At 65.9% G+C, this 12654-nt stretch carries 9 protein-coding genes; all 9 read left to right on the top strand.

The window, feature by feature from the left end:
* Positions 1 to 163: 163 nt before the first annotated feature.
* Positions 164 to 3613 carry a transcription-repair coupling factor gene (gene mfd, locus J8I26_RS16265; RefSeq protein ID WP_209608155.1) on the top strand — a complete coding sequence of 1150 codons (3450 nt, stop codon included), beginning with the start codon at positions 164 to 166 and terminating at the stop codon, positions 3611 to 3613.
* A 65-nt stretch (positions 3614 to 3678) separates the two neighbouring features.
* Positions 3679 to 4545: a phosphoserine phosphatase SerB gene (gene serB, locus J8I26_RS16260; RefSeq protein ID WP_209608154.1), complete on the top strand. Its 867-nt coding sequence runs from the start codon at positions 3679 to 3681 to the stop codon at positions 4543 to 4545.
* 37 nt (positions 4546 to 4582) lie between these two features.
* Entirely contained in the window at positions 4583 to 4945 is a 363-nt protein-coding gene (locus J8I26_RS16255; protein WP_209608153.1) for a hypothetical protein, read from the top strand.
* A gap of 285 nt (positions 4946 to 5230) precedes the next feature.
* A complete protein-coding gene (locus tag J8I26_RS16250) occupies positions 5231 to 6856 on the top strand; it encodes a methyl-accepting chemotaxis protein (RefSeq protein WP_209608152.1) in 1626 nt (541 codons plus the stop codon).
* A 49-nt stretch (positions 6857 to 6905) separates the two neighbouring features.
* Positions 6906 to 7412 (top strand): chemotaxis protein CheW, encoded by a 507-nt coding sequence (locus tag J8I26_RS16245; RefSeq protein WP_209608151.1) that lies wholly within the window; start codon positions 6906 to 6908, stop codon positions 7410 to 7412.
* The gene (locus tag J8I26_RS16240; protein WP_209608150.1) at positions 7409 to 8686 is read left to right on the top strand and encodes a protein-glutamate O-methyltransferase CheR; all 1278 of its coding nucleotides are present in this window, start codon (positions 7409 to 7411) and stop codon (positions 8684 to 8686) included. The genes J8I26_RS16245 and J8I26_RS16240 overlap by 4 nt, the downstream gene beginning before the upstream one ends.
* Positions 8679 to 9254: a chemotaxis protein CheW gene (locus tag J8I26_RS16235; protein ID WP_209608149.1), complete on the top strand. Its 576-nt coding sequence runs from the start codon at positions 8679 to 8681 to the stop codon at positions 9252 to 9254. Before J8I26_RS16240 ends, J8I26_RS16235 begins: the two co-directional genes overlap by 8 nt.
* Positions 9251 to 11623: a hybrid sensor histidine kinase/response regulator gene (locus J8I26_RS16230; protein WP_209608148.1), complete on the top strand. Its 2373-nt coding sequence runs from the start codon at positions 9251 to 9253 to the stop codon at positions 11621 to 11623. The genes J8I26_RS16235 and J8I26_RS16230 overlap by 4 nt, the downstream gene beginning before the upstream one ends.
* A complete protein-coding gene (locus tag J8I26_RS16225) occupies positions 11620 to 12651 on the top strand; it encodes a chemotaxis response regulator protein-glutamate methylesterase (protein ID WP_209608147.1) in 1032 nt (343 codons plus the stop codon). Before J8I26_RS16230 ends, J8I26_RS16225 begins: the two co-directional genes overlap by 4 nt.
* Positions 12652 to 12654 lie beyond the last annotated feature (3 nt).

Here is a 12654-nt window from a genome sequence, read left to right as displayed (position 1 = left end):
CCCCTGCCGAGGGCGGTCCGGGGCGGCCCGCGACGAGGGCATCGTTTATAATGAGAGGCTGAATTTTAATGCCAATTCAAGGCAAGCGGCGTCGATTTACCCGTGATGTCGCCTGCGATGCCGTTCGCAATGACGCCCGCATTGGCCGCATCCCCAACACCCGATGTCCTTTGACCTGAAAAAATCCCTTCCCAAGCCCGGCGTGCGTTTCGTGCCTCCCGCAGTGCACGGTTCGGCCGACGCCTGGCTGCTGGCGCAAGCGGCGCTGGAGCTCAAGAAGCAAGGCCGCATGCTGGCCGTGGTCGTGGCCGGCGCCACCGACGCCCAGCGCCTGCTGTCCGAAATCCCGTGGTTCCAGCCCGACGGCGGCAAGGATGAAGACAAGCTGCGCTGCCACCTGCTGCCCGACTGGGAAACCTTGCCCTACGACGCCTTCTCGCCGCACCAGGACCTGGTCTCCGAGCGCCTGGCCACGCTGTACGAAGTGCAGAGCGGGCAATGCGACCTGCTGATCGTGCCGGCCACCACCGCCTTGTTGCGCATGGCGCCGCCGCAATTCCTGGCGGCCTACACCTTCTTCTTCAAGCAGGGCGAGAAACTCGACGAGGGCAAGCTCAAGTCGCAGCTCACGCTGGCCGGTTACAGCCATGTCGGCCAGGTGATGTCGCCCGGCGAATACTCGGTGCGCGGCGGCCTGATCGATATCTTCCCAATGGGGTCGGTGCTGCCGTACCGCCTCGACCTGTTCGGCGACACCGTGGAAACCATCCGCACCTTCGACGCCGACACCCAGCGCTCGCTCTATCCGGTGCCGGAAGTGCGCCTGCTGCCGGGGCGCGAATTCCCGATGGACGAGGCCGCGCGGCTGGCCTTCCGCAACCGCTGGCGCGAGGTGTTCGAGGGCGACCCGTCGCGCACCGCTATCTACAAGGACATCGGCAACGGCATTGCCTCGGCCGGCATCGAGTATTACCTGCCGTTGTTCTTCGAAGAGACCGCGACGCTGTTCCAGTATTTGCTCGAGAGCGCGATGTTCGCCACCGTCGGCGATATCGAGCAGGCCATCAAGCGCTTCTGGAGCGATACCCAGTCGCGCTGGAAATTCCTCAACGCCGACCGCGAGCGGCCGGTGCTGGAGCCCAAGGCGATCTACCTCGACGACGAGGATTTCTTCACGCTGCTGAAGCCGCACGCGCGCTGGATCCTGAAGGGCGACGACGCGCCTTCCGAGGTGTCGGCGCCGCTGCCCAACATCGCCGTCAACCGCCGCATCGAGGATCCGCTGGCCAACCTGCGTTCCTTCCTGCTGCAGACCGACAAGCGCGTGCTGATCTGCGCCGAGACCAACGGCCGGCGCGAGACCCTGCAGCAGTACTTCGCCGAATACGACCTGCACCCGGTCCTGTGCGAAGACTGGCAGGGCTTCCGCGGCCACGGTGAACAGCTGATGCTGGGCGTGGCGCCGCTGCACGCCGGTTTTGCGCTGCAGGACGAAGGCCTGGTGTTCATCACCGAGACCGAGCTGTACGCCGGCACCGGCCGTCGCGCCGGCAGCCGCAAGCAGCAGGCTGCCACCGACGTCGAGTACATGGTGCGCGACCTTTCGGAGCTGAAGATCGGCGACCCGGTGGTGCACTCCAGCCACGGCATTGGCCGCTACATGGGCCTGATCAGCATGGACCTGGGCGAGGGCGAGACCGAGTTCCTGCATCTGGAATACGCCAAGGAGACCAAGCTCTACGTGCCGGTGTCGCAGCTGCATGTGATCTCGCGCTACTCCGGCGCCTCGCCGGAAGACGCGCCGCTGCATGCGCTGGGCTCGGGCCAGTGGGAAAAGGCCAAGCGCAAGGCCGCGCAGCAGGTGCGCGATACGGCCGCCGAGCTGCTGAACCTGTATGCGCGCCGCGCGCTGCGCCAGGGGCATGCCTTCCAGTATTCGGCGCACGACTACGAAGCCTTCGCAGACAGCTTCGGTTTTGAAGAGACCGCCGACCAGGCCGCCGCCATCAATTCGGTGATCAAGGACATGACCGGCGGCAAGCCGATGGACCGCCTGATCTGCGGCGACGTCGGCTTCGGCAAGACCGAGGTGGCGCTGCGCGCGGCCTTCGTCGCCGTGATGGGCGGCAAGCAGGTGGCGATCCTGGCGCCGACCACGCTGCTGGCCGAGCAGCACGCGCAGACCTTCGCCGACCGTTTCGCCAACTGGCCCGTGAAGATCGCCGAGCTGTCGCGATTCCGCACCGGCAAGGAAGTCACGCAAGCCATCAAGGGCCTGGGCGACGGTACTATCGACATCGTCATCGGCACCCACAAGCTGCTCTCCGACGAGGTCAAGTTCTCACGCCTGGGCTTGGTCATCATCGACGAAGAACACCGCTTCGGCGTGCGCCAGAAGGAGGCGCTGAAGTCGCTGCGCGCCGAGGTCGACGTGCTGACGCTGACCGCCACGCCGATCCCGCGCACGCTTGGGATGGCGCTGGAAGGCCTGCGCGATTTCTCGGTGATCGCCACCGCGCCGCAAAAGCGTCTGGCGATCAAGACCTTCGTGCGCGCCGAGAGCGAATCGACCATCCGCGAAGCCTGCCTGCGCGAATTGAAGCGCGGCGGCCAGGTGTACTTCCTGCACAACGAGGTGGAAACCATCGCCAACCGCAAGGCGGCGCTGGAGGCCTTGCTGCCGGAGGCGCGCATCGCCGTGGCGCACGGCCAGATGCATGAGCGCGACCTGGAAAAGGTGATGCGCGACTTCGTGGCGCAGCGCTTCAACATCCTCCTGTGCACCACCATCATCGAGACCGGCATCGACGTGCCGACCGCCAACACCATCATCATGCACCGCGCCGACAAGTTCGGCCTGGCGCAGCTGCACCAGCTGCGCGGCCGCGTCGGTCGCTCGCACCACCAGGCCTACGCCTACCTGCTGGTGCAGGACGTGCAGGGCCTGTCCAAGCAGGCGCAGCGCCGGCTGGAGGCGATCCAGCAGATGGAGGAGCTGGGCAGCGGCTTCTATCTCGCCATGCACGACCTGGAAATTCGCGGCGCCGGCGAGGTGCTGGGCGACCACCAGTCGGGCGAGATCCACGAGATCGGTTTCCAGATGTATTCCGACATGCTGAACGAAGCGGTCAGGGCGCTGAAGAACGGCAAGGAGCCCGACCTGGCCGCGCCGCTGGCGTCCACCACCGAAATCAACCTGCACGTGCCGGCGCTGCTGCCCAATGACTATTGCGGCGACGTGCATGAGCGCCTGTCGCTGTACAAGCGCTTCGCCAACTGCGAGAAGGCCGACGCCATCGACGCGTTGCAGGAAGAACTGATCGACCGCTTCGGCAAGCTGCCCGAGCCGGCTCGTTCGCTGATCGAGACGCACCGCCTGCGCATCGCCGCCAAGCCGCTGGGCATCAGCAAGATCGACGCCCACTCCGAGGCGGCGTTGATGCAGTTCGTGCCCAATCCGCCGATTGACGCCATGCGCATCATCGAGCTGGTGCAGAAGAATCGCCAAGTCAAGCTCAACGGCCAGGACAAGCTGCGCATCAGCGCCAACATGCCCGACCTGAATGCCCGCGTGCAGCAGGTCAAGGCGATCATGAAGGCGCTGGGCGGCTGAGGCGCTGAAGCACTCAGTTGCGCCAACGAATTCCACCCTTTCAAAGTAGCAACCAAGAAAAGAACATGAACCTGATCCTGCAAGCCCTGAAGAGCACCGCCGTTTCCCAGTCCGCCATCGACGCCATCGCCGCACTGGCCGGCGGCGCCGCCGAGAAGCTGGCCGACACCCGCGTGCCCGACGCCGACGCCTGGCGCGTGACCGGCGTCACCAGCAGCGACGACCTCAAGGCGAGGGTGGATGCCGCCAGCCTGGCCGCCAAGGTGGACTACGCCTTCGTCGATCCCGCGCGCAAGCTGGCCGATTTCAAGCTGGTGGCGATGGACATGGACTCGACCCTGATCACCATCGAATGCATCGACGAGATCGCCGACATGCAGGGCCTGAAGCCGCAAGTGGCCGAGATCACCGAAGCCGCCATGCGTGGCGAGATCGAATTCAACGAAAGCCTGACGCGCCGCGTGGCGCTGTTGACGGGGCTGGACGCCGCGGCCCTGCAGCGCGTCTACGACGAGCGCCTGCAGTTGTCCCCAGGGGCGCAACACATGCTCAAGGCGATTCAGGCCGCCGGCCTGAAGACGCTCTTGGTGTCGGGCGGCTTCACCTTCTTCACCGACCGCATGAAGACCCGCCTGGGCCTGGACTACACCCACTCCAATACGCTGGAAGTGGCGGACGGCAAGCTGACCGGCCGCGTGGTCGGCGGCATCGTCAATGCCGAGGAAAAGCGCCTGACCGTGGAGCGCGTGTGCCGCGAGATCGGCGCGCAGCCGTCGCAGGCCATCGTCATGGGCGACGGCGCCAACGACCTGAAGATGATGGGCATTTCCGGCCTGTCGGTGGCCTTCCGCGCCAAGCCGGTGGTGCGCGCGCAGGCCAACGTGGGCTTGAATTTTGTCGGTCTGGACGGCATCTTGAATCTGCTCGGCTGATGTTTGCCGCAGACTTTTGCCACAGACAGGAGACCCAATGAGCCAGGAACTGGTGTTCGACGACAAGACCCAATCGGCCAAGGAGCTGGCCCGCTGGCTCTATATCTTCCACGGCATCTGCCTGGCGTTCTCGCTGGGCATGCTGTCGTGGCTGCCGCTGATCGTGAACTACATCAAGCGCGACGACGCCCGCGACACCTTCGTGCACAGCCACCATCGCTGGCAGATCCGCTCGTTCTGGTGGTATCTGTTCTGGATGTTCGCCGGCGGCCTGGTCTGGGTGACGGTAGTGGGCATCCCGCTGGCCATCCTGGTGTGGACGCTGGCTTGGATCTGGAAGGCCTATCGCCTGATCAAGGGCTTCCTCGACCTCAACGACAACAAGCCCATGCCGGTTTGATCTGACCCGGCTTGAAGCCCGGCAGCGGGCAGCTCATCGGACGGCGTTCCTTGCGGGACGCCGTTTTTTATTAGGGGCGAGGCATTGATGGCGCTGTTGGCGAGATGTTGTTAAAAAGCAAATGTCAGGCTGGGCGCGGGGAAGATGGTCATATGGAATTGTTTCGATCATAATCTCAGTGATTTGCTAGCCGGATGATTGCTCCGGCAGCGCCTGGAACGTGCAACCCGGCCGCCGGCACACGCTCAGCGTATCAATGCACACCAAAACCAAGAAAGCCTGCGCATGAAGAACTGGACGATCAAGCAACGCATACTGGGAAGCTTCACGCTCATTCTCATTCTGATGGCGCTGATGGCCGGGATCTCGGCCTTCAACCTGTCCCGCATCGAAAAGAGCGCTACCAGCCTGCGCAAGGATTCCACACCCGGCCTCTACTACAGCACGATGATCAATGCTGCCTGGTACGAGAACCTGCTGATGGGCCAACAGATCGCCCAGATCGACAAGACCGACGCCGAGCGCCAGGGCAACATCGCGCTGCTGCGTCGTAACGGCGAGCGCCTGGACCGCCTGCAGGAAGACTACGACAAAACCGTCTTCAGCGACGAAGACCGCAAGCTGTTCACCGACTTCAAAGAAGCGCGCCAGAAGTATCGCGCCATGGTGACCGAGGTGCTGAAGATGGACTTCAGCCAGGAAGGCGCGGTCGACAGGATCTTCAATGAACAGATTCGCCCGCAATGGCGCTTGGCCTATCAACTGACCCAACGCATGGTGGAAAAGAACAAGGCCATCGCCGACGATGCCGCCGCCAACATCAGCGATTCGGTCACCTCGGCCCAGTTCGCCATGCTGGTGTCGCTGATGGCGGCGCTCCTGGCGGCGCTGGTGTGCGGCTTCTTCCTGATGCGCGCGATCAACGAGCCGTTGCAAAAACTGATGGGCATCCTCGACATCATGCGCTCCGGCGATTTCTCGCGCCGCCTGCAGCTCGACAGCAACGACGAATTCGGCCATCTCGGCGCCGGCTTCAACCGCATGACCGACGACCTCACCACGCTGGTGGGGCAGGCGCAGAAATCCTCGGCGCAGGTCGCCACCTCGGTGACCGAAATCGCCGCCACCTCCAAGCAGCAGCAGGCTACCGCTGCCGAGACCGCCGCCACCACCACCGAGATTGGCGCAACCTCGCGCGAGATCTTCGCCACTTCGCGCGATCTGGTGCGTACCATGAGCGAAGTGTCGGTCGTGTCCGAGCAGACTTCCAACCTGGCCGGCAACGGCCAGGCCGGCCTGACACGCATGGAAGACACCATGCAGAGCGTAATGGACGCGGCCGGCTCGGTCAGCGCCAAGCTGGCGATCCTGAACGAGAAGGCCGGCAACATCAACCAGGTGGTGACCACCATCACCAAGGTGGCCGACCAGACCAACCTGCTGTCGCTGAACGCCGCAATCGAAGCCGAGAAGGCTGGCGAACACGGGCGCGGCTTCTCGGTGGTGGCCACTGAAATCCGCCGCCTGGCCGACCAGACCGCGGTGGCGACCTACGACATCGAAGTGATGGTCAAGGAAATCCAGTCGGCCGTGGCGGCCGGCGTGATGGGCATGGACAAGTTCTCCGATCAGGTGCGTCGCGGCATGCAGGAAGTGCAGAACGCCGGCGGCCAGCTGTCGCAGATCATCGCCCAGGTGCAGGCGCTGGCGCCGCGCTTCCAGATGGTCAACGAAGGCATGCAGGCCCAGGCCAACAGCGCCGAGCAGATCAACCAGGCGCTGGTGCAATTGTCCGAGGCCGCGCAGCAGACCGTGGAGTCGCTGCAGCAGTCCAGCCAGGCCATCGAAGAATTGACCGTGGTGTCCAACGAGCTGCGCAACGGCGTGTCGCGCTTCAAGGTGGCGGGCTGATCCCGACCCGCACCCAGAGCGCCGTCAACGCGCCGGATACCTTATCGCCATGACCCAGAAACTGTTCCTGCTGTTTAGCATCGGCCGCGACCGTTACGCCCTGCAGGCGTCGGACGTGGCAGTGGTGCTGCCGCTGGCGCAATGCAAGCAGGTGCCAGGCACGCCGCCCTGGGTGCGCGGCTTGCTGTCCCACGGTAGCCGCCATGTGCCGGTGATCGACCTGACCCACCTGGCCCAGGGACAGCCTTCCGCGCTGCGGCTGAGCACGCGCGTGGTGCTGGTGCACTACGCGCCGGCCGGTCGTTCGTCCGAGCTGCTGGGCCTGGTGCTGGAGCAGGCGGCCTCCACGCTGCGTTGCGATCCCGATGATTTCCTCAACTCCGGCATCTCCAACGATGAGGCCCGCTACCTGGGGCCGGTGATGCACCATCACGACGGCCTGCTGCAATGGGTCAAGGTGGATGAGTTGCTGGACGACGCCACCCGCGCCTTGCTCTATCCCGATATTGCCGATGTCGCCGGTGTTGCACCACAGGCGCCTGAGGAGGGCGCATGAAGGCGCTCGACCGCATCGCCGACACCCTCAAGGCCTCCATGGGCCTGGACATGGCTACCGTCGGTTCCAGCCTGATCGAACGCGTGGTGCGCGAGCGCATGGCCGCGCTGGAGATCGAGGATGATGAACGCTATCTGGCCGAGCTGATCACTTCCGGCGCAGAACTGCAGCGCCTGACCGAGCTGGCGGTGGTGCCCGAGACCTGGTTCTTCCGCGACCGCGAGGCGATGTCGGCGGTGGCGCGCATGGCGCGCGAAAAGCTGGCGTCGATGCCGGCCGGCCAGATCCGCATCCTGAGCCTGCCGTGCTCCACCGGCGAAGAACCGTATTCGCTGGCCATGGCCTTGTTCGATGCCGGCGTGCCGGCATCCATGTTCCGCGTCGACGCGGTCGACATCCGCACCCGCTCGCTGGAGATCGCCGCCGACGGCATCTACGGCCGCAATTCCTTCCGCGGCCGCGACCTGGCGTTCCGCGATGCCTATTTCACCGTACAGGATGGCGACTGGCGTATCGACGACCGCGTCAAGGAGCAGGTGCGCTTCTCGGCCGGCAACCTGCTCACGCCGGATTTCATGCGCGGCAGCGCACCTTACGATTTCATCCTGTGCCGCAACGTGCTGATTTACTTCGAGCGCGAAGTGCAGCTGCAGGTGGTGGATCTGCTGGAACACCTGATGAAGGACGACGCCTATATCTTCGTCGGCCCGGCCGAGGGCGGCATCATGCTCAGCCCGCGCCTGGCGTCGGCGGGTATCCCGCTGGCCTTCGGTTTCCGCAAGCGCCTGCCGGAAGACCGGCCGGTGGCCGCCGCCGCGGTTGCGCCGCTGCCGGCTATCATGCTGGCGCCGGCTTCGGCGCCGCCTGTGCCGCCGCGCCCGGTGGCCGCACCGACTCGGCGCAGCGCGCCGGCCGCCGCGGCAACCACCGAGGTGCATGTTCCTCAATTGCTGCTCGATCGTGCCCGCCGCTTGGCGGACCAGGGCGATTTCGCGCAGGCAGGCGAGTTGTGCGAGCAGGCCGTGCGGGAGCATGGCGCCAGCGCCGATGCCTTTTATCTGATGGGACTGATCCAGGACGCGGGCGGCGACGTCACTGCTGCCCAGCGCTGCTACCGCAAGGCGGTGTATCTGCAGCCGGCGCACCACGAGGCGCTGCTGCACCTGGCCGCGCTGTTACAGGCGCAAGGCGACGTCGCCGGCGCGCAGACCATGCGCCAGCGCGCCGAGCGTGCGGAAAAGGCGGGCAAGCCGCGGGAGAACGCACATGGCTGACAACAAGCATCCCGACGGCGTCCTGTACGTGCTGGACCGCGTCTCGGCCTCCGAAGCCCTGGCGCGCGAACAGGCGCAGCTGCCGCCGGTGGCGTTCCAGGAAGGGGACGTACGGGATTTGACTCGCGACGACTCCGCCCTGGTGTTTCGCATCGGCGAGGAATGGCTGGCGCTGTCCACCGGCGTGGTCAACGAGGTGGCCGGCGCGCGCGCCATCCATTCGCTGCCGCACCAGCGCAATCGCGCCATCCTGGGCGTGCTCAATATTCGCGGCGGCCTGCGCATCTGCGTGTCGCTGGCGCGGTTGTTCCAGATCGACGACGGCGGCGCCAAGCCCGCCGCACAGCATCTGCTGGTGGCCATGCACGAAGGACAGACGCTGGTGTTCCCGGTCGATGAAGTGGCCGGCGTGCACCGCTATCACGACGAAGCGCTCAGCGCCACGCCCACCACGCTGGCCCACGCCGCCACCCAGTACACCCGCGGTCTGGTGGACTGGCGCGGCCGCAAGGTCGGCCTGCTCGACCATGACCTGCTGTTCTACGCGCTCAATCGGAGCATGACATGAGTACGCCCGACCTGAGCCAGATGTCCATGCTGGATCTGTTCCGCTTTGAGGCGGAAAGCCAGATCCAGTTGCTTAACACCAGCCTGCTCGAGCTGGAGAACAATCCCGCCCAGCCCGAACACCTGGAAGCCTGCATGCGCGCCGGCCATTCGCTCAAGGGCGCAGCCCGCATCGTTGGCCTGGACACCGCCGTGAAGATCGCGCACGTGCTGGAAGACTGCTTCGTACTGGCCCAGCAGGGCAAGCTGGCGCTGGAGAAAAAACACATCGACGTGCTGCTGCGCGGCGCCGACCTGCTGGGCCGCATCGCCAGTCCGCCGGACGGCGACGAGGCCTGGGCCGACCACGCCGGCAGTACCGAGGTGGCCGCCTTCATGGCGGGACTGGCGGCGGTAATGAGCGGCGGCGAAGCGCCGCCGTGGCCGGGGGCGACGACGCCTGCACCGGCTGCCGAGCAGGCGCCCGTGGCGCCAGTCGCGAGCGCGCCCTCGGCGCCGCCGTCACCGGCGGTGTCGGCCGAGCCGGCTGCCGCTGCGCCCGTCGCTGCGCACGCTGAACCTGAACACGCCAAGAGTCCGGCCCCGGCGGCGCATGCCGGCCCGGGCTTGCCGGCAAGCTCTTCGCGCGCCGTGCGCGTAAGTGCCGAGAGTCTGGACCGATTGCTGAGCCTGTCGGGCGAGTCGCTGGTCGAATCGCGCCGCCTGAAGCCATTCTCGGCCGGCATGCTGCGCATGAAACGCGTACAGCGCGAGGCGATGCAGGCGCTCGACCTGCTGCAGCAAAAGCTGTCGGCCTCCAGCGCCGACGAATTGTCGCATGCCGCGCTGGCCGAGCTGCGCACGTTGATGCAGCAGGGCCAGCACCTGCTGGGCGACCAGTTAAACGAGCTGGAAGCGTTCGACCGCCGCTCGGTGAATCTGTCGCAGCGACTGTATGACGAGGCGTTGGCTTGCCGCATGCGGCCCTTCGCCGATGGCACCGGCGGTTTCGCGCGCATGGTGCGCGACGTCGGCAACGCCTTGGGCAAGCCGGTTCGCCTGGAGATTTCCGGCAACGCCACGCAGATCGACCGCGACATCCTGGAAAAACTGGATGCGCCCATCGGCCACCTGCTGCGCAACGCGGTCGACCATGGCATTGAAAGCGCCGCCGCGCGCGCGGCCGCCGGCAAGCCCGAGCAGGGGCTGGTGCGCTTGGAGGCGCGTCACAGCGCTGGCATGTTGTTGATTGAAGTCTCCGACGACGGCGGCGGCATCGACCTGGAGCAGGTACGCCGCGCGGTGGTGCAGCGCAAGCTCTCCAATGAAGAGACGGCGGCGCGCCTGTCCGAGGCCGAGCTGCTGGAATTCCTGCTGCTGCCCAGCTTCAGCCTGCGCGATACCGTGACCGAGATCTCCGGGCGCGGTGTCGGACTGGACGTGGTGGCCGACATGCTCAAGCAGGTGCGCGGCACCATTCGCATCACCACAAAACCGGGGCAGGGCACGCGCTTTTTGATGCAGCTGCCGCTGACGCTGTCGGTGATCCGTAGCCTGTTGGTGGAGATCGGCGGCGAGCCGTACGCGTTCCCGCTGGCCTACGTGAATCGCACGCTGCGCCTGCAGACCGACGCGCTGCAGACGCTGGAGGGTTACCAGCACTTCACGCACGACGGCCGCCAGGTCGGCCTGGTCAGTGCGCACCAGATCCTGCAAAAGGGGGAATGGCGCGAGCGCGACGGCGGCGTGTGCGTGGTGGTGATCGGCGATCATGAACATACCTACGGCCTGGCGGTGGACGCCTTCCTGGGCGAGCGCATGCTGGTGGTGCAGCCGCTGGACGCGCGCCTGGGCAAGATTCCCGATGTGTTGGCCGGCGCCCTGATGGAGGACGGCGAGCCGCTGCTGATCCTGGACGTGGCCGACATGGTGCGTTCGGTGGAAAAGCTGACTTCGTCCGGCAGCTTGGAATCGGTGCATCAGGGCGGCGGCGTGCAGTCTGCCGCCGAGGTGCGCAAGAAGGTGCTGGTGGTGGACGACTCGCTCACCGTGCGCGAACTGGAGCGCAAGCTGCTGACCAATCGCGGCTACCAGGTGACCGTCGCGGTGGATGGCATGGACGGCTGGAACGCAGTGCGCACCGAACGATTTGATCTGGTCATTACCGACATCGACATGCCGCGCATGGACGGCATCGAGCTGGTCACGCTGATTCGCGGCGCGCCCAGCCTGCAGTCGCTGCCGGTGATGATCGTGTCCTACAAGGACCGGGAGGAAGACCGGCAGCGCGGCCTCGAAGCCGGCGCCGACCATTATTTCACCAAGAGCAGTTTCCACGACGAGAGCCTCCTGCAGGCCGTCGCGGACTTGATTGGAGACGCTTCATCGTGAGGATAGGCATCGTCAACGACACACCGATGATGGTGGAAGTGCTGCGCCGGGTGATCGCCGAGACCGGCAGGCATGAACTGATCTGGATTGCGCGCGACGGCGAGGAAGCCGTGCAGATGTGCGCCTGGCAGCTGCCCGACGTGGTGCTGATGGATCTGTTGATGCCCAGGATGGACGGCGTCGAGGCGACCCGCCGCATCATGCAGGACACGCCCTGCCCGATTCTGGTAGTGACCTCCGACATGGGCACCAGCGCGGGCAAGATTTATGAGGCGCTGGGCTGCGGCGCGCTGGACGCCACGCAGACGCCGGCCCTGATCGGCGCGGCCGGCAAGCGTGACGCCGCCGCCCTGATCGAGAAGATCGATAACCTCGGCCGCCTGCCGCCCGAAGCGGTGGCGCCGCCGCCGCGGCCGAAGGCTGCTGCCGTCGTGGCGCATGCCGCGCCGGTGGACGGCGTGGTGCCGCTGGTGGCGGTGGGCGCGTCGGCCGGTGGACCGGCCGCGTTGGCGATGGTCTTGAAGGCGGTGCCGCGCGAGTTTGCCGGCGCCATGGTGATCGTGCAGCACATTGATGAGGCCTTCGCCCCCGGCATGGCCGAGTGGCTGCAGCAGCAGTGCTTGCTCAAGGTGCGCCTGGCGGCGGAGGGCGACCAGCCGCGTCGCGGGGAAGTGCTGCTGGCCGGCAGCAACAAGCATCTGGTATTGAAGGGCGGCGACACGCTGGGCTACGCCAGCGGTTCGCCGAGTGACGTCTACCGGCCCTCGGTAGACATGTTCTTCCACAGCGTCGTCAAGCATTGGCCGGGTCGGGCCATCGGTGTGCTGTTGACGGGCATGGGGCGCGATGGCGCCGCAGGCCTGAAAGCGCTGCGCGACAGCGGCTGCCATACCATCGCCCAGGACCAGAAAAGTTGTGCGGTCTACGGCATGCCCAAGGCCGCAGTGGCGCTCAATGCAGCCGTCGAGGTGCTCCCTGTTACGGGCATCGCGGCGCGGCTGCAGGCAATTTTGACTGCAACAATCTGAAGG

This window comes from Herbaspirillum sp. LeCh32-8 (assembly GCF_017814915.1).
Taxonomy (GTDB): Bacteria; Pseudomonadota; Gammaproteobacteria; order Burkholderiales; family Burkholderiaceae_D; genus Herbaspirillum.
Note: the sequence above shows the minus strand (reverse complement) of the source record. Positions and strands in the feature narration are given on the sequence as shown.